Source organism: Streptococcus sp. 1621, from assembly GCF_013276615.1.
Taxonomy (GTDB): Bacteria; Bacillota; Bacilli; order Lactobacillales; family Streptococcaceae; genus Streptococcus.
In genome coordinates, this window is the sequence record NZ_VMLJ01000045.1 from 1 (window position 1) to 19,169 (window position 19,169).

Consider the following 19,169-nt stretch of genomic DNA (forward strand, 5'->3'; position numbering starts at 1 on the left):
TACTCAATGAAAATCAAAGAGCAAACTAGGAAGCTAGCCGCAGGTTGCTCAAAACACTGTTTTGAGGTTGTAGATAAGACTGACGAAGTCAGTGATCATATCTACGGCAAGGAGACGCTGATGTGGTTTGAAGAGATTTTCGAAGAGTATGAAAACTAAAAAAGCAGACCATCTAAGCCTGCTTTACTATTGATTCTTATATAAATTTCCTATGAACAAGGAAAGGCATTTCTGATAACTTATTCTTCATCCATACTCAAGACGCTGAGGAAGGCTTCTTGCGGAACTTCTACTGATCCGATAGCTTTCATACGTTTCTTACCAGCTTTTTGTTTTTCAAGGAGTTTACGTTTACGAGAAACGTCACCACCATAACATTTAGCAAGTACGTTCTTACGAAGGGCCTTGATATCAGTACGAGCGACAATCTTGTGTCCAATAGCCGCTTGGATTGGAACTTCAAATTGTTGGCGAGGGATGATTTTCTTGAGTTTATCAACGATGAGTTTCCCACGTTCGTAGGCAAAGTCCTTGTGAACGATAAAGCTGAGGGCATCCACCTTGTCTCCATTGAGAAGGATATCCATTTTCACCAGCTTAGATGGGCGATATTCTGACAATTCGTAGTCAAAACTTGCATAACCACGTGTCGAAGACTTAAGCTTATCAAAGAAGTCAAAGACGATTTCAGCAAGTGGAATTTGATAGATGACATTAACACGGTTATCATCGATATAATCCATAGTCACAAAGTCCCCACGCTTACGCTGAGCCAATTCCATTACTGCTCCGACGAACTCCTGTGGTACCATGATTTGCGCCTTAACATAAGGTTCCTCAATGGTCGCAATCTTAGTTGGGTCTGGAAACTCAGATGGGTTAGACACATCCATAGACTCACCGTCGGTCAAATTAACTTTGTAAATAACAGACGGAGCTGTCATGATGAGGTCAATATTGAACTCACGCTCTAAACGTTCCTGGATAACATCCATATGGAGAAGTCCAAGGAAACCACAACGGAAACCAAATCCAAGTGCCTGAGATGTTTCTGGTTCAAATTGGAGACTAGCATCATTCAGTTGCAATTTTTCAAGAGCTTCACGTAGGTCATTATACTTGTTTGACTCAATTGGGTAGAGACCTGCAAAAACCATAGGATTCATCTGCTTGTAACCATGTAATGGCTCTGTCGCAGGATTGGTTGCCAAGGTAACGGTATCACCCACACGAGTGTCTTGAACCGTCTTGATAGAAGCCGCAATGTAACCAACGTCCCCAGTCGCAAGAAAATCACGACCAACTGCTTTGGGTGTAAAAATACCGACTTCGGTCACATCAAAGGTCTTGCCATTGCTCATGAGCTGAATCTTATCCCCAGGTTTAACAACCCCATCCATGACACGCACTTGGAGGATAACCCCACGGTAAGCATCGTAAACAGAATCGAAAATCAAGGCCTTAAGTGGCGCCGTCACATCACCCGTTGGTGCTGGAACTTTTTCTACGATTTGCTCGAGGATTTCTTCAATACCGATTCCAGCCTTAGCAGAAGCCAATACTGCTTCACTAGCATCCAAACCAATGACATCTTCAATCTCCGTACGCACGCGCTCTGGATCTGCTGCTGGTAGGTCAATTTTGTTAATGACTGGCATGATTTCCAAATCATTGTCCAAGGCCAGATAAACATTGGCAAGGGTTTGAGCTTCAATTCCTTGGGCAGCATCGACCACCAAAATCGCTCCCTCACAGGCAGCGAGCGAACGTGAAACTTCATAGGTAAAGTCAACGTGCCCTGGTGTGTCAATCAAGTGGAAAATATAAGTTTCCCCATCTTTTGCAGTGTAATTGAGCTCTATGGCATTTAACTTAATGGTAATCCCACGTTCCCGTTCTAAATCCATGCTATCCAAAAGCTGGGCCTGCATTTCACGACTTGAAACCGTCTCTGTTTTTTCCAAAATGCGGTCTGCTAGAGTCGATTTTCCGTGGTCAATATGGGCGATAATAGAGAAGTTACGGATCTTCTCCTGTCGTTTTTTCAATTCTTCTAAGTTCATGATTCTCTTCCTTTCAGGGTATCTATTTATTATAAATTGTTTTTGACATTTTGACAAGACCATACCCTGCTAGGTGTACTAATCTTCAGCGACAAAGCCGTCATTTTCGATAAAGTGGTGTTCTGTCATCCCTTGGTCTGTAAAGACAATCCCATGAAGGACACCACCATAGACAGCTCCTCCATCCATCCCAATCTTGCCATCTTCTGTCATCCAAAGCTCAGCTATACCTCGGTCTTGCTTTAACAAACCATAAACCGGTGTATGGCCAAAGACAATGGTTTTCCCAGTATGATTTTCTGCTTCGTGGAATGGTTTTCTAAGCCAGACTTTTTTATAATCTGTGGTTTCATGCCAGTCGTCCAAGGTCAAATCAATACCTGCGTGAACAAAGATATACTTGTCTGTCTCTACCACAAATGGCATTTGACGAATAAATTCGACCAAGTCTGCCGCTTCAGTAGCGACACGCTTGGCATCTTCTACTCCATCAACTGGTGCATCCAAGGGACGACCTAGGATAGAGTTAATGGTTGTATCTCCACCATTGCGACGATAGTGGTCATAGCTTTCTTCTGGGTTATCGAGCCAAGTCAAAAACATATACTCGTGATTTCCTGACAAACAGATAGCCCCTTGATTATCGACCAAGTCCTTAACCATCTCTAGGACACGGCGACTATCTTCACCACGGTCAATCAAGTCCCCTAGAAAGAGCAACTGGGTCTGACCATCCCATGTTTTGAGAAGGTCTTCTAGCATTCCAGCTTTTCCATGAACATCTCCAATTACATAATAATCTGTCATCTTATTTCTCCCTGTTTCTCAACAATTCTCTGGCTTGCGTCAGAGCTGCTTCTGTCACATCATCACCTGCCAACATCTTAGCAACTTCTTCCACTCGCTCTTCAACCGTCAAGAGACGAACAGTTGAAACGGTTGAATGGTCATTGCTAATCTTCTCAATAAAGAATTGATAATCCGCAATTGCAATCACTTGTGGTAAATGGGAAATAGCTAGAACCTGCCCATGCTGGCCAATCTTATGAATCTTCTGCGCAATAGCCTGGGCTACACGACCTGAAACTCCCGTATCCACCTCATCAAAGACTATACTTGTCTTGCCCTCTTTACGAGAAAAGGCAGACTTAATGGCTAGCATGAGACGAGATAATTCCCCTCCAGAAGCAACCTTGACCAAGGGTTTAAAGTCTTCACCAGGGTTGGTTGAAATGTAAAACTCAACCATTTCATTTCCCTCACGACTGAATTTGCCCTTGCTAAAACGAACCTGAAACTGGGCTTTTTCCATATACAGATCCTGTAGTTCTTGTTTAATCTCTGCTTCTAGCTGCTGAGCCAAGTCATGACGAGCAGAGGCAAGTTGACCTGCCAAATCGACAAGATTGACTTCCAACTTCTTAAGCTCTGCTTCCATGTCCTCAGACGAAAGGTTATTGCCTGTCAATAGATTGTATTCATCCGTAATCTTGGCAAAATAAAGTAAGACATCGTCTACAGTCCCACCATACTTACGGGTAATAGTATGAAGGAGATCCAAACGATTCTCAACCTGCATGAGACGATTGCCGTCAAAATCAAGATCCTCAATAATAGCTTCCAGACGCTTGCTAATGTCTTCTAAGACATAATAAGTCTCAGACAGAGAGCTTGAAATTTCACGGTATTCAGGGGCATACTCTTCGACACTTTCCATATCATTCATAGCTGAACGAACATTGGCCAGACTTGAAAAGTCTTCATTGTCCAACATACTATAGGCATTGGTCAGCGTATCCGCAATGTTTTTATGGTTGAGGAGCTTCTCTCGCTCTTGATTGAGAGCCAGGTCTTCTCCAGCCTGCAAGTTTGCTGCCTCTATCTCTGCCATTTGAAATTCCAACATTTCGATACGTGCCTTGTGTTCCTGTTGGTTTTTCTTGACTTCCAGAACCTGCTTGCGCATTTTTCGATAGGCATCAAAACTCGTTTGATAGGTTTCTTTCAATTCCCAAAAAGCTACGTCACCGAATTCATCCAACATCTGGATATGCAGTTGGGGACGCATTAACTCTTCTTGGTCATGTTGACCATGAATATCAACCAGATGTTGCCCAATAGCACGCAAAACAGACAGATTGACCATCTGGCCATTGACACGGCTGATACTCCGACCATTTTGCAAGATTTCCCGACGGATGATAATTTCATCCCCCATTTCCAAACCTTGCTCATCAAAAATTTCCTGTAAAAGGCGACTATTTTCAACGGAGAAAAGCCCCTCAATCTCTGCCTTTGGCGCACCATGACGAATAACATCTGTCGTCGCACGAGCTCCCAACATCATATTCATGGCATCAATGATAATCGACTTCCCTGCACCCGTTTCACCAGTCAGGACAGTCATTCCCTTTTCAAAATTGAGAGAAATAGCCTCAATAATGGCAAAGTTTTTTATCGAAATTTCAAGTAACATATAGACCTACCAATTTTTTACTTGTTCAAAGATTTCCTCAGCTAGACTTTCACTTCTGGCAATGACTAAAATCGAACTATCATCAGCTAAACAGCTAAAAATCTTGTCCGCAAAAGTCTCGGTTAACTGAGCTTTTACAAAAGCTGTATTTCCTGGAATAACTTGGAGATTGATCATCTTATCCATCAATTCAGCTGACTCAATATTGTCTTCAGCCAGTTGCAAACTTTTTACGATTGATTTTGGTAATTCATAGACATAGGTGTTGTCTCTCAAAGGAATTTTGACAATACCTAGCTCTTTGATATCTCGGGATACTGTCGCTTGAGTGGCAGTGATGCCTGCCTCTTTCAAATGTTCTACAATTTCTTCTTGCGTGCCGATTTGATAATCTGTCACAAATCGTCTAATTTTTTCAAGTCTCTCTTTTTTATTCATTTTTAAATTGACTATGCGCCCTCTCTACTACTTCTTCAATTTCAGCAAGAACCTGATTGCTTGCTGACTCTTCTTTTTTCAAATACGCTAAAAACTCAATATTTCCATGACCGCCTTGGATGGGAGAAAAGTCCAATCCAAGGACTGAAAAGCCTTCCTCTACTGCCATAGCTGTGACAGATTCAAGGACATGTTGATGGACCTTAGCATCACGAATGATTCCGTTTTTCCCAATCTGCTCACGTCCTGCTTCAAACTGAGGCTTAACCAGAGCCACGACCTGCCCTTGATCAGCCAAGACACGGTGCAAGGCTGGCAAAATCAGACTAAGGGAAATGAAACTCACATCAATACTGGCAAAGCTCGGTTCCTTTTCGAAATCAGTCTTTTCAGCATAGCGGAAATTGAACTGCTCCATGCTGACAACTCGTGGGTCTTGGCGCAATTTCCAAGCCAATTGATTAGTACCAACATCGACTGCAAAGACCAACTCAGCACCATTCTGCAACATGACATCGGTAAAGCCTCCAGTAGAAGCACCGATATCAATCGTGGTCGCTCCATCAACTGACAAATCAAATACCTGCAAGGCCTTTTCTAATTTCAAGCCACCACGGCTGACATACTTGAGTTTTTCACCCTTGAGTTTTAGCTCGGTGTCGTCCGGGATTTTCTCTCCTGGTTTATCAAACCGTTCTCCATTCAGGACTGCTACGACTAGTCCAGCCATGACACCGCGCTTGGCCTGTTCTCGCGTTTCAAACAAGCCCTGTTTATAAGCTAGTACATCCACTCTTTCCTTAGCCATTGATTCTCAAACTTTCTACTACACTTACAATTGATTCTGTTTCAAAGGGAACCTGCTGAGCAATTTCCTCTAGTTTTGCATTAGCTTGATTCAAGGTTTGGTTACAAAAGGCAATGGCCTCTTCCAAGCCCAACAAGGCAGGATAGGTTGACTTTTCTGCCTGCAAGTCCTTTTGTGGTGTCTTGCCGATTTCTTCAAAACTAGCTGTCACATCTAGCACATCATCTCTAACTTGAAAGGCAAGCCCAATCAATTCACCAACAGTTTTCAGTTTTGCTTGTATTTCAGGAACCAATTCAGCTATAATAGCAGCTGCTTGGAAGGGATAGGCTAGTAATTTCCCAGTCTTATTAGCATGAATGGTCTGGAGTTCTTCTAAAGACAAATGCTGGTGTTCGCCTTCCATATCCAAAACTTGCCCTGCAACCATTCCCAGACTACCTGAAGCAAAGGATAAGTTAGCAATCAAGTCCACCTTGATCTGACTTGGCAAATCTGCCTGCGCTATCAAGGCATAAGGATCTAGGAACAAGGCATCTCCAGCCAAAATGGCCATAGCTTCACCGAATTTCTTATGGTTGGTCAAACGCCCTCGACGGTAATCATCATCATCCATAGCTGGAAGATCATCATGAATCAAGCTCCCTGTATGAATCATTTCCAAGGCCGCAGCTACCTGCGCGTGAGCAGGTTTAATAGCCACCTGCAAGGCTTCCAGAACTTCTAACAAGAGAAAAGGTCGAATACGCTTGCCACCAGCATGAATGGAATAGAGAACAGACTCACGCAAACTAGAGGCAAACTGCTGGTCTCCATAAAAATCTTCCAAGGCTGACTCGACAAGAGCTAATTTTTCTTGCTTCTTCATTCAAAATCACTTTCTGTTCCGTCTTCTTGCATAACCTTGACCAAGGTCTTTTCAGCCTTGTCCAGCGTCGCTTGGAGCTCTTTTGACAAGACCATGCCCTTTTGAAAGGCAGCAATCGCATCTTCCAGAGCAATTTCACCATTCTCCAAACTTTGGACAATGGTCTCCAGCTCTGCTAGATTTTCCTCAAATTTCTTTTGTTTTGACATCTTTAACCTCTAATTCTACTCGACCATCTCGCATCAAAAGCGTCACTTGGTCTTTTTTCTTCAAACTCTCAACCGAATCTACAACGGACTCTTCTTTTTTGACAATAGCATAACCACGCGCCACGATTCGACTGGTATCCAACATCAACAAGGCTTCTGAAAGTCGCTTGACCTCAGCAACCTTGGCATCATAAACCAAAGCCATTTGGCTGCGGAGAAGCTTGTCCAACTGACCTAGACGATCTTGATAACGTTGGATTTTAGTAACAGGTGATAATTGAACCAGTCGATGCGTCCTTGCTTGGACCAATTGCTTGTTATCAGAAATCCGTGTTCGTAAACTTTGTTTTAAGCGCAGTTGCAGTTGATCCAAGCGTTGCATATAGCCATCATACAAACGCTCTGGCTGTCTAAAGATAACAGACTGACTGCATTTTTTCAAAGCTTCTTGTTTCTTAGATAGGATATTTCGGACTGCCGTTGCCATCCGTTTTTCCTGATTTTGCAAATGAGCTAATAGATCCAACTTGGTCACAGGTGTTGCCAGTTCAGCCGCCGCTGTTGGCGTTGCAGCGCGTCGATCTGCCACAAAATCTGCCAAGGTCACATCCGTCTCATGCCCCACACTAGAGATAACTGGTAAACGAGACTCAAAAATAGCTCGTACCACAATTTCTTCGTTAAAGGCCCAGAGATCCTCGATAGAACCACCCCCACGACCAATAATCAGCAAATCCAAATCGTCACGTTGATTGGCACGCGCAATATTTCGAGCAATTTCCTCTGCTGCTCCATCTCCTTGAACCTTAGTCGGATAGAGAAGGATATCTACACCTGGAAATCGCCTGCTGACTGTCGTGATAATATCTCGAATAACGGCTCCACTGCGACTGGTTACTACACCGATTCGCTTAGCAAATTGGGGCAGAGGTTGCTTGAAGCGTTCTTGAAACAGGCCTTCTTCTGTCAATTTTTTCTTGAGTTGTTCAAACTGAATCGCAAGCGCACCAACCCCATCAGGCTCAGCTTTTTCAATGATGATGGAGTAGCTACCACTTGGTTCATAGACCTGCACACGCCCAATCACATTGATCTTCATCCCTTCTTCAAGGTCGAAGCCTAATTTCTGATAAATCCCAGACCAGATGGTCGCTTGAATAACTGCATGGTCATCCTTTAGGGAGAAATATTGGTGAGTAGGTCGTTTACGAAAGTTGGAAACTTGACCAGTTAAATAGACCCGTTCCAAGTAAGGGTCTTTATCGAATTTCATTTTCAGATACTTGGTCAAAGTTGTTACCGATAAATACTTTTCCATCTCCACCTACTATTCATTTTCTTGCTCTTTCATGGGTATTATTATACCAAAAATATGCCTAAAAATCTTCATTTATGTACCATTATGAGGGAAAAATAGAAAAAGGAGGCAAGGCCTCCACATCTGTTTATTTACTATTTCGAGCTTCTTCCAAAATCTTTGCAATCTTGGTCGTCAAAAGGTCGATAGCCACGGTATTGCTGACTCCCTCAGGAATGACGATATCAGCATAACGCTTAGTCGGCTCGATAAACTGATGATACATAGGTTTAACCACACCTAAATACTGGTCAATAACGCTATCCAAGCTACGGCCACGCTCTTCCATATCACGCTTAATACGACGAATAATGCGCACATCGTCATCTGTATCCACAAAAATCTTGATATCCATCAAATCACGCAGACGCTTGTCCTCCAAGACCAAAATCCCCTCAACGATAAAGACATCTTGAGGATCCTGACGATAGGTCTTGCTACTCCGTGTATGCTCTGTATAGTCATAAGTCGGGATGTCCACCGGACGCCCTGCCAACAATTCTTTAATCTGCTCGATCATCAAATCTGTATCAAAGGCAAAAGGATGGTCATAGTTGGTTTTGACACGCTCTTCAAAGGTCAAATGAGACTGATCCTTGTAGTATGAATCATGCTCAATCATGGAAATCTTTTCATCAGGGAAATGCGATAAAATGGCTCTTGAAACACTGGTTTTTCCTCCACCAGAACCACCTGTCACTCCGATAATGATTGGTCTATTTTGCATGCTATCCTCCGTTTTTTTATCCGTCGTCTATTCTATCACATTTTTTGCAAAATTTATAGTCTGATTTGGATAGTCTAGGGGAAACAACACTCCCTACACCCCAGTTAGACTAGCTAAAAACCTTCCTTGGCTTGTATAGATTGCCTCGTTTCTCTAGAATGGCTAGCAATTTATCATCTTCAAAGGCAGCCAATTCTTGTTCTGTTTGCTCGAGTTCGATAAAACGACCAAAGCGCACTTCTGTAGCCTCTTCTGGACTTAGAAAAACTTTGACGAGGTCCCCTGTCCCAATCTCTAGAGGATGGAGAAAGTCCAGTTGACCAGCCTCTACTTTTTCAGCAATTTCTTCCAAGGTAATAGCGTCTTCTAGCTGCAAACCGGCTGCACTAGTCCGTGTCAGATGTGACATATGAGCCGCATAACCAAGCTTCTCTCCCAAGTCAACCGATAAGGTACGAATATAGGTTCCCTTGCTACATTTCACACGAAAAGTAAAGCGTGCAAGTTCGCCATCATAAGAAATCGGACTTGTTCGTTCAAATTGATAAATGGTCACCTGACGTTCTGGACGCTCCACTTCCTGACCAGCTCGCGCATACTCATAGAGCTTGCGACCATTGACCTTGACAGCCGAATACATAGGTGGAATCTGGGTAATAGGCCCAGTCAAACTAGCGATTGCTTCATCAACAAGCTTTTTATCCAAGGGCGATAAAACAGGTGTCTCCGCGACCACTTCCCCACTGGCATCCTCAGTCGTCGTGGAATAGCCGAGAGTGATTTCCCCCTCATAGACCTTGCCCTCATCCTGCATAAACTCGACCATGCGGGTCGCCTTGCCAACCGCAATAGGCAAAACACCCACCACATCCGGATCCAAGGTCCCACCATGACCAATCTTCTTGGTGTCCAAAATCTTACGCAGTTTAAAAACCGCATCATGCGAGGTCATCCCCGCTTCTTTTTTTAAGTTGATAATACCGTTCATTTTTGCTTTCTATTTCCCCTTCAACGCTTCAAATTTCGCTTTCATAGTTGGATTTTTCCGGGTCAATTTTTTGACGGAAACATCTTCCAATTTATTGTTTGCAAGGCGGAGTTGGTTTTCAGATGTTGTCAGGAATTTCTTAACTTCTTCCATGCGTTTGATGGCCTTGTCAATTTCATCAATAGCTTTGCCAAAGTTGGTCGAAGCAGAGTTGTAGTTCTTGGCAAAAGCTAACTTAAAGGCATCCAAGTCTTCTTCAAAATGCGTAATGTCAATATTTTGTTCGCGAACCAAGGCCAACTCTTGCTTGTATTTTAGGGAATTAAGCGCCGCATTTCGCAAAAGCCCAATCAACTGAATAAAGAATTGAGGACGAACCACATACATCTTTTCATACTCATGGCTGACGTCAACAATCCCTGTGTTAAAGTAGTCATTATCGGCCTCAAGCATGGTCACCAAAACGGCATACTCACAGTTCTTCTCCAGACGGTCCTTGTCCAACTCCTTATAAAAATCTGCATTCTTGTGCTTCTTCTCTGTTCCGTCCGCTTCATTTTTCATCTCAAACATGATGGAGATAATCTCTACTCCATTTTCATCACATTCACGGAAGATAAAGTCTCCTTTAGAACCACGCGCAGAAACCTTGTTATCCTTCTCAAAGTAAGCATTTGGAAAGGCAAAACTACGGACCTTGTTAAACTCACTTTCCGCATACTGTTCCAGACTTTCCCCGATAGCTTTTGTAGATTGTTGGGCTTTGAAATTCTTATAAAATTCTACTTGTTCACTAACTGCCTTGAGTTGAGCTTCGTAGTTTTGTTTAACTGAAGCAAGAGAAAGCTCGTTTTCTTTTTCTTGTAAAAGAAGCTGGTTTTTAACCTGATCACGTTCTTTTTCTAGGCCAGAAAGGGTCTTCTGTAGTTGATTTTCATGTTCCAAACGCAAGGTGGCCAATTGGTTTTCCAAGGCCTGTACTTCCTTGTCCTTAGCCAAGAGAGCCTGATTGCTTGTCTGTTCAACCTCTTTCTTGGCCAATTCTTTTTCTGTATCAAAGTTTTGGATTTGACTCTGTAATTGCGCAATTTCTTGGTCTTTTTGAGCCAGTTTAGTCTGTTGCTCATTCATGGCCTTCTGCTCTGCCAAAGCCAGTTCCTGCTTCATACGATCGTGCAATTCCTTATCAAACTCTGCCGTTCTCACTTGGGACAAGAGTTCAGCATACTGGCTCTCATTTACTGTAAAGACTTCCCCACAGTTGGGGCATTTGATTTCGTTCATATCGTTCCTCTTTCTAGATTTCTGTAACCATTATATCATGCCTAAGGGAAAATCAAAAACAGTGAGTCGAAACCCACTGTTTATCTTCTTTTTCTTTAAATTTCTTCCAAGGCCAAGCGCAAGTCTTCAATCAAATCCTCTACATTTTCAAGTCCGATTGACAAACGAATTTGGTTTGGTGTGACACCTGCTGCTTCAAGGTCTTTTTCTGACAATTGACCGTGAGTGGTTGTTGCTGGATGGACAACCAGAGACTTGGCATCTGCCACGTTTGCAAGATCAGAGAAGATTTCTAAATGATCAATTACCTTGCGTGCTTCTCCCTCCCCACCTTTGACATGGAAGGTAAAGATGGAGCCCACACCTTTTGGCAAGTATTTCTCAGCCAAGGCATGATAAGGACTATCTGCAAGTTTTGGATAATTTACTTTTTCTACCTTAGGATGGTTGACAAGAAAATCAACAATTTTCTCAGCATTTTGAACATGTCGTTCCACACGAAGTGAAAGGGTTTCAAGTCCTTGTAGCAAGAGGAAAGCATTGAATGGTGACAAGGCTGCACCTGTATCACGAAGCAATTGAACACGAACAGCGATAATAAAGGCTGCTGCACCCACATCACGAGTATAGCTCAAATTGTGGTAGCTTGGGTCTTCCTCAACAAATTGAGGGAATTTTCCTGAAGCTGCCCAGTCAAAACGACCACTATCAACGATCACTCCACCAATAGTCGTACCATGGCCACCGATAAACTTAGTCGCAGAGTGAATGGCAATATCTACACCGTGAGAAAAGACATTAATCAAATAAGGTGTAGCAAAGGTATTATCCGAAACGAGTGGAATCTGGTGTTTATGCGCAATCTCAGCCAATTTTTCCAAGTCAGGAATGTTTATCAAGGGATTCCCCAAGGTTTCAATCAAGACAAGCTTGGTATTGTCTTTGATCGCTGCTTCTACTTCCTCCAAATTATCCACATCGACAAAGGCTGTTGTGATACCATAACGAGGAAGGGTTTCCTTCAAGAGATTGAAGGTTCCACCGTAAATAGTCGAAGCAGCCACTACATGGTCACCAGCATGGGCAAGAGCCAAAATCGTATAAGTCACTGCTGCCATACCTGATGCTGTTGCAAGAGCTCCGACACCACCTTCGAGAGCTGCAATTCTTTCTTCAAAAGCAGCCGTTGTAGGATTTGTAATACGAGTATAAATGTTCCCTGGTTTCCTCAAGGCAAACAAATCGGCACCTTCCTGCGTATCATCAAAAACAAAAGATGTTGTTTGATAAATCGGCACCGCACGAGACTTAGTTACTGGATCAACTACTTGACCAGCATGTAGTTGCAAGGTTTCAAATTTAAAATCACGAGTCATAAGGCGACCTCCATATAGTTTCATTAAGGATATTGTAGCACTATCGACCTATCTTGACTAATACCTCTTTTTATATTTTGATATAAGGAGTGGCTATTACTTCTTACAAAATCGAAAAAAGCACGACTCAATCGTGCTCATTTTCTTAATCTACATAAGTATCTTCATTTTTATTGAGGAAGGCATATGGAAGACCTATCAAGAGGCCTCCTCCGATAAAGTTTCCGATGAAGGTTACACCCCAGTGGCGAAGCATATTTCCAACACCGAAGTTAGCAATTGAATCAGCAGCAACACTGAATTTCACAATCGCGAAAGAAGCAAAGTTTGCGGCAATGTGCTCGTTTGTTAAGAATACAAACATGTAAATCGCTGATAAAACAAGCCAAAGTTTGGCACCACCATCTTTGACCAAAACAAATGAAAGAATCGCAATATTAACGAAAATATTTGCCAAAATCGCCTCAAGTAAGACTAATTCATTTGAGCGGCCTAACTTCATCTCAACAACCCCTGAGATGAAACTATCATGAGTCAGATGTGCATAGGCTGCTGAGTGGGCAAAGCCCCAACCTGCTATCAAAGCCCCGATAAGGTTGAACAAGGTACAGTAAAGTAAAATCTCAGCTGTTTTTCTCCAAGAGATTTTTTTCAAGAAACTACCTGCAGTCAAGAACATCATGTTTGATGTTACCAACTCGGCATTCAAGAAAACAATGTAGGCCAAGCCCCAAGCAAAGACAAATGGGAAGAGGAAACGTCCACTACCTGGTGCAATTTTATTAATCAAGTCAGCCCCAACTGCACCAGCAGCTGTACTGAAAGTTAAGAATGCACCTGCAAACATAGAACGAATCGCATACTTAAATTTGCTTTGACTATAAAGACTTTCCTTCTTCTTGCAAGCAAATTCAATCTTTGAGATAAATTCTGAAGAAACCATAATAAACTCCTAAATCTTTTTTCTTGATAATTATATCACAAACTTTAGATTTTAGGAAGCGTTTTCTGGATTTCATAAAAGTTTTTTTATGAAAATCTTAAAAAAATCAGTGAAATCCATGATTTCACTGATTTGTACTAATAAAATTGTTTATATGGTTGATTGAAAGCTGTTAGGATTTCATCAGATGTTTGTGAATAATCTTTTGTTTCTTTCAAATCACCTTTTACAATAATACGTTCTGTAGCAGCAAGGTCTTCACAGGTTACTAATGTGATTTCATTAACCCCATCTCTATCATCAACCTCATCAACACGATCCGGTGTCACACGTTTGACTTCACGGATTTCATAGGTATAAACTTTATTTTTATCGGTTAGATAAATCTTCATACCATTTTTAGCATTATCTAAAGGAGAAAATAACATTTTATTAGCATTATCAACACCAAAGATATGGTGACTAGCTAGACTATAATTTCCTTCTCCCATTACTTGCTCGCGTTTCATTGTACCAGCACCGTAGAAGAGATTAACATTATCAAGTCCTTTAAAAATCGGCAAATTCATTTCCAATTCAGGAATTGCAATTCCCCCAATAACTGGTAATTTTTGAGCATCCCATTGAGAAGCTAGAACAGCTTCCGAAGAAATTGCTTTGACCGAATCAAAATCAAAATTTCCTTCTGTATCCTGATTTTCTTCTATTTTTTCTTTTGATACCTGACTAACTTGATACTTATTGGTATTCCAGACCATGAAAATATTTCGAATTTGCGCATTAAAAATCAAAGCCAGTGACAGTAATATCAGAAATCCTGCTAGGATATTTGTCAGCAGATTTTTTCGTTTGTTTTTCTTTTTATTATTTTTTTGAGACATTATGCTTCACCTTCTGTTTCATTTTCTGTCTCAACTTCTTCTTTTTCTGCCGCTGCAACCGTTGTGAAGGTCACTATCTGAGCATCTTGATCCAGGCGCATTACTTTAACTCCCATAGTTGCGCGTCCTGTTTGTGAAATATTGGCAAGATTGGTTCGAATCATGACACCTGTATCAGTGATAATCATCAAATCCTCATCCCCTTGAACAGTCATAAGACCAGCCAGCAAGCCATTTTTTTCGGTAATTTTAGCTGTCTGCATTCCCTTACCACCACGACCTTTAGTTGGGTATTCAGTAGCGACTGTACGCTTACCATATCCTTTTTCTGTGATAATAAGAACCTCATCTTGATCAGTAATCAAGCTGGCACCAACAACTGTGTCTCCTTCACGAAGGTTAACACCTTTCACACCAGTGGCGATACGGCTCATACCACGAACGGCTGATTGATTAAAGCGAACTGCATAACCAAACTTGGTACCAATGATAATATCCGTATCTTCTTCTGTCAATAAGACATTAATCAGCTCATCTTCATCCTTAAGATTCAGCGCTTTGAGACCATTTTGACGAATATTGGCAAACTCCTTAACACTGGTTCTCTTCACAATACCGTGACGGGTTGTAAAGAAGAGGTAAGCATCATCACTGCGATCAGACTCAACATTGATAATAGTCTGAATACTTTCGCCTTCATCTAATTTCAAGAGATTAACTACTGGTAGTCCTTTGGCCGTCCGACCATACTCAGGAATTTCATAGCCTTTCAAACGATAGACACGTCCTTTATTTGTAAAGAAGAGCAGGTGATCATGGGTGCTAGTTGACACTAACTCACGAACAAAATCATCATCCTTAACACCTGTTCCTTGGACACCACGACCCCCACGTTTTTGAGCAGTGAACTCGTCCTGATCCAAACGCTTAATGTAGCCTCTGTTAGAAAGGGTAATCAAGACATCCGACTCTTCAATCAAATCTTCGTCTTCAAGACTCAAGACTTCACCGATCATCAACTCTGTACGGCGTTTATCAGAAAATTTACGTTTAACTTCATCTAATTCGTCTTTGATAATTTGAGAAACACGTTCAGGCTTAGCAAGAATATCCGCCAAATCCGCAATCAGAGCCAAGAGATCATCATACTCAGACTGAATCTTATCGCGTTCCAAACCTGTCAAACGACGAAGACGCATATCAAGGATGGCCTGACTTTGACGTTCAGAAAGCTTAAATTTACTCATCAACTCAGCTTGTGCTTCTGCGTCTGTTTCACTAGCACGGATGATACGAATCACTTCATCGATATGGTCTAGCGCAATCAAGAGACCTTCTAAGATATGAGCGCGTGCTTCCGCTTTTTCCTTATCAAAACGTGTCCGACGAACAACTACTTCTTTTTGGTGCTCGATATAAGCATCCAAAATCTGACGAAGGGATAAAATCTTCGGTACACCATTTTGGATAGCAAGCATATTGAAACCAAAGTTGGTTTGCATTTGGGTCATCTTGAAGAGGTTATTAAGGATAACATTGGCTGAGGCATCGCGCTTGACTTCAATAACAAATCGAACACCTTCACGGTTTGACTCATCACGTACTGCTGTAATCCCCTCAATGCGTTTTTCCTGAACCAAGCGAACAATATGCTCATGCACCTTGGTTTTGTTGACCATATAAGGAAATTCTGTTACAACAATTCGCTCACGGCCAGTCTTAGTTTCTTCGATTTCAGTACGAGAACGAAGAACAATAGAACCTTTACCTGTTTCATAAGCCTTATGAATGCCTGATTTCCCCATGACAAGGGCACCTGTTGGAAAATCTGGACCAGGCAAGACTTCCATCAAGTCCTTGGTAGTCACTTCAGGATTGTCCATGACGAGCTTGACTGCATCAATGGTCTCACCCAGGTTATGAGGTGGAATATTGGTTGCCATACCAACGGCAATACCAGTTGCTCCATTAACTAAAAGATTTGGAAAACGAGCTGGCAAGACCAAGGGTTCCCGTTCATTGGCGTCATAGTTATCGACGAAATCAACTGTATTCTTATTGATATCTCGAAGCATTTCCAGAGCAATCTTGCTCATACGTGCCTCAGTGTAACGCTGGGCGGCAGCACCATCACCATCCATGGAACCAAAGTTCCCATGACCATCTACAAGCATGTAACGGTAGCTCCACCATTGAGCCATACGGACCATGGCTTCATAGATAGAGGAATCTCCATGAGGGTGGTATTTACCCATGACATCCCCTGTAATACGAGCAGATTTTTTATGGGGTTTGTCTGGGGTCACACCCAATTCATTCATTCCGTAGAGAATTCGACGGTGAACAGGTTTCAAGCCATCTCGAACATCAGGAAGAGCCCGGGCTACGATAACACTCATGGCGTAATCGATAAAGCTCGTCTTCATCTCCTTTGTCAGATTGACATTCACTAAATTTTTATCCTGCATTAATAAATGCCTCATTTCACAATTAGTAAGTAACAACATTATACCATAAATTCCCATCTATTTCAGCCTCTAAACCACTAAAACGTTTACATTGAGAACTATAAGGCATATTCGTGACAAAGTTTTTTAAAAGTGATAGAATGAAGTTGTCTGGGGAAAATCCCCTAATAAAATTAAGGAGATGTTTAGAACAATGACTTCAACTAAACAACACAAAAAAGTTATTCTTGTCGGTGATGGTGCTGTAGGTTCATCTTACGCTTTTGCACTTGTTAACCAAGGAATTGCACAAGAGCTTGGAATTATCGAAATTCCACAATTGCATGAAAAAGCTGTTGGTGACGCGCTTGACCTTAGTCACGCCCTTGCCTTCACTTCACCTAAAAAAATCTATGCGGCTCAATACTCTGACTGTGCAGACGCTGACCTTGTTGTAATCACTGCAGGTGCTCCTCAAAAACCAGGTGAAACTCGTCTTGACCTTGTAGGTAAAAACCTTGCTATCAACAAATCAATCGTAACTCAAGTTGTTGAATCAGGTTTCAAAGGTATCTTCCTTGTTGCTGCTAACCCAGTTGACGTTTTGACTTACTCAACTTGGAAATTCTCTGGTTTCCCTAAAGAACGCGTTATCGGTTCAGGTACTTCACTTGACTCAGCTCGTTTCCGTCAAGCACTTGCTGAAAAATTGGATGTAGATGCTCGTTCAGTTCACGCCTACATCATGGGTGAACACGGTGACTCCGAGTTCGCTGTTTGGTCACACGCTAACATCGCTGGTGTAAACCTTGAAGAATTCCTTAAAGACACTCAAAATGTTCAAGAAGCTGAATTGATTGAATTGTTCGAAGGTGTTCGTGATGCAGCCTACACAATCATCAACAAAAAAGGTGCAACATACTACGGTATCGCAGTAGCCCTTGCTCGTATCACTAAAGCAATCCTTGACGATGAAAACGCAGTACTTCCACTTTCAGTATTCCAAGAAGGTCAATACGGAGTTGAGAACGTCTTTATCGGTCAACCAGCTGTTGTTGGTGCACATGGTATCGTTCGTCCAGTAAATATCCCATTGAACGACGCAGAAACTCAAAAAATGCAAGCATCTGCTAAAGAATTGCAAGCTATCATTGACGAAGCATGGAAAAACCCAGAATTCCAAGCAGCTTCAAAAAACTAATTTAACTATAGACAACTCCTTGAATCATCAGGGAGTTGTTTTTTATCTATATTATAGTAGATTGAAGTTGAAATAGCACCCCATTACTCTAAAACGTTGTTATAAAATGCTTTAAATTCCTAATTGATTTGTTCAGATTTTATTTCATTTCTCTATAAAACGCATAGTATCAAGTTTTTATACCTGATAATATGCGTTCTATTGTGTCAAAACTTACTTGATTTCTCCTCAACTCAAACTTTGTCTCATCTTTATTTTTATTATGTTTTTTCAAGCAAATCTTGTATCATCCGATGCAGTTCTTCGATTTTCTCAGATTGCTTCTCTAGTAATATTCTCTGACTAGATAATTCATCTTGAAGTTTATCAAGTTTTATCTGTTCATCTGGATTATCCTTTACAAAAAAGTTCGTCAAAGCACTTGTTAGCATCCCTATTGTTCCAATACCGACAAGCATCAGTAAAACTGCTAGCCATTTCCCAAAAAGGGAAACTGGAACAATATCACCATAACCAACAGTAGTTACTGTCACAAGAGCCCACCAAAGACTATCTGAGAAGGATTTTTCTTCAACTACAGATAAAATTGAACTTCCTACTAGAACGATAAAAATATTAACATATAAGATATAAATCAGGCCATTTGTTCGTAAGAATCTACTAATTTTTCTTTCTAATTTACCTGTAAGTCCAATTATTCTAAGTAAACGAGTCAGTTTCAGTAATTTTGTCAGCCTTGCTAAGCGGAAGATACGCCCTAATCGCAATACTGTAAAAATAGCATTTAAAGGAAGGATAGCTAACAAGTCAAAGATATTTTCAAGTATAAACCTCCATTTTGCTTTACTTGAAAAGAACCGCCAACCATAATCTACCACAAACACAAACCAAAGTAGCAAGTCAATAATACTGTATGGAGGACTGTCTAAATCAATCATCTCAGCAAATCCAAGTAATACCAGAATAACAGAGATTAAAGCAAGTAAAATAATTGTTGTGTCATAATAATCCTTAAATAACCATTTTCTTTTCACACTACTTCTCCTATATCATTTGTAAACATTATACCACACCAAATCTCTACCAGATATATAAAAAAGAAG

At 41.4% G+C, this 19,169-nt stretch carries 17 protein-coding genes; 1 reads left to right on the forward strand and 16 read right to left on the reverse strand.

Annotation, left to right across the window (positions count from 1 at the left end; translation table 11 throughout):
- Positions 1-239: 239 nt before the first annotated feature.
- From lepA to gyrA, 15 genes are all read right to left on the reverse strand, one after another.
- On the reverse strand, positions 240-2,063 hold the full coding sequence (lepA, locus tag HT697_RS09385) for a translation elongation factor 4 (protein ID WP_001047210.1): 1,824 nt from the start codon (positions 2,061-2,063) through the stop codon (positions 240-242).
- A gap of 78 nt (positions 2,064-2,141) precedes the next feature.
- Positions 2,142-2,870: a metallophosphoesterase family protein gene (locus tag HT697_RS09390; RefSeq protein WP_173263056.1), complete on the reverse strand. Its 729-nt coding sequence runs from the start codon at positions 2,868-2,870 to the stop codon at positions 2,142-2,144.
- Position 2,871: 1 nt separating this feature from the next.
- Positions 2,872-4,539 carry a DNA repair protein RecN gene (gene recN, locus HT697_RS09395; RefSeq protein ID WP_173263058.1) on the reverse strand — a complete coding sequence of 556 codons (1,668 nt, stop codon included), beginning with the start codon at positions 4,537-4,539 and terminating at the stop codon, positions 2,872-2,874.
- Positions 4,540-4,545: 6 nt separating this feature from the next.
- Entirely contained in the window at positions 4,546-4,977 is a 432-nt protein-coding gene (locus tag HT697_RS09400; RefSeq protein WP_001034401.1) for an arginine repressor, read from the reverse strand.
- Positions 4,970-5,785: a TlyA family RNA methyltransferase gene (locus HT697_RS09405; RefSeq protein WP_173263061.1), complete on the reverse strand. Its 816-nt coding sequence runs from the start codon at positions 5,783-5,785 to the stop codon at positions 4,970-4,972. Before HT697_RS09405 ends, HT697_RS09400 begins: the two co-directional genes overlap by 8 nt.
- On the reverse strand, positions 5,778-6,653 hold the full coding sequence (locus tag HT697_RS09410) for a polyprenyl synthetase family protein (RefSeq protein WP_173263064.1): 876 nt from the start codon (positions 6,651-6,653) through the stop codon (positions 5,778-5,780). Before HT697_RS09410 ends, HT697_RS09405 begins: the two co-directional genes overlap by 8 nt.
- Entirely contained in the window at positions 6,650-6,862 is a 213-nt protein-coding gene (locus HT697_RS09415) for an exodeoxyribonuclease VII small subunit (RefSeq protein WP_000043226.1), read from the reverse strand. The genes HT697_RS09410 and HT697_RS09415 overlap by 4 nt, the downstream gene beginning before the upstream one ends.
- Positions 6,840-8,180 (reverse strand): exodeoxyribonuclease VII large subunit, encoded by a 1,341-nt coding sequence (gene xseA / locus HT697_RS09420; protein WP_173263067.1) that lies wholly within the window; start codon positions 8,178-8,180, stop codon positions 6,840-6,842. Before xseA ends, HT697_RS09415 begins: the two co-directional genes overlap by 23 nt.
- A 127-nt stretch (positions 8,181-8,307) precedes the next feature.
- A complete protein-coding gene (gene udk, locus HT697_RS09425) occupies positions 8,308-8,946 on the reverse strand; it encodes a uridine kinase (RefSeq protein WP_001181374.1) in 639 nt (212 codons plus the stop codon).
- Positions 8,947-9,055: 109 nt separating this feature from the next.
- Positions 9,056-9,934 (reverse strand): tRNA pseudouridine(55) synthase TruB, encoded by an 879-nt coding sequence (truB, locus tag HT697_RS09430; protein WP_173263070.1) that lies wholly within the window; start codon positions 9,932-9,934, stop codon positions 9,056-9,058.
- 9 nt (positions 9,935-9,943) lie between these two features.
- A complete protein-coding gene (locus HT697_RS09435) occupies positions 9,944-11,218 on the reverse strand; it encodes a DUF2130 domain-containing protein (RefSeq protein WP_173263073.1) in 1,275 nt (424 codons plus the stop codon).
- A 95-nt stretch (positions 11,219-11,313) separates the two neighbouring features.
- Positions 11,314-12,594: an O-acetylhomoserine aminocarboxypropyltransferase/cysteine synthase family protein gene (locus HT697_RS09440; RefSeq protein WP_164226248.1), complete on the reverse strand. Its 1,281-nt coding sequence runs from the start codon at positions 12,592-12,594 to the stop codon at positions 11,314-11,316.
- A gap of 145 nt (positions 12,595-12,739) precedes the next feature.
- Positions 12,740-13,537: a formate/nitrite transporter family protein gene (locus tag HT697_RS09445; RefSeq protein WP_164226231.1), complete on the reverse strand. Its 798-nt coding sequence runs from the start codon at positions 13,535-13,537 to the stop codon at positions 12,740-12,742.
- Positions 13,538-13,674: 137 nt separating this feature from the next.
- A complete protein-coding gene (gene srtA, locus HT697_RS09450) occupies positions 13,675-14,418 on the reverse strand; it encodes a sortase SrtA (protein WP_050261547.1) in 744 nt (247 codons plus the stop codon).
- A complete protein-coding gene (gene gyrA, locus HT697_RS09455) occupies positions 14,418-16,886 on the reverse strand; it encodes a DNA gyrase subunit A (RefSeq protein WP_173263076.1) in 2,469 nt (822 codons plus the stop codon). Before gyrA ends, srtA begins: the two co-directional genes overlap by 1 nt.
- 193 nt (positions 16,887-17,079) lie before the next feature.
- On the opposite strand from gyrA, the gene HT697_RS09460 reads away from it, so the two are divergent.
- Positions 17,080-18,066 (forward strand): L-lactate dehydrogenase, encoded by a 987-nt coding sequence (locus HT697_RS09460; protein WP_000204726.1) that lies wholly within the window; start codon positions 17,080-17,082, stop codon positions 18,064-18,066.
- Positions 18,067-18,326: 260 nt separating this feature from the next.
- Here the strand turns inward: HT697_RS09460 and HT697_RS09465 are convergent, their stop codons facing one another.
- A complete protein-coding gene (locus HT697_RS09465) occupies positions 18,327-19,100 on the reverse strand; it encodes an ion channel (RefSeq protein WP_164226228.1) in 774 nt (257 codons plus the stop codon).
- Positions 19,101-19,169 lie beyond the last annotated feature (69 nt).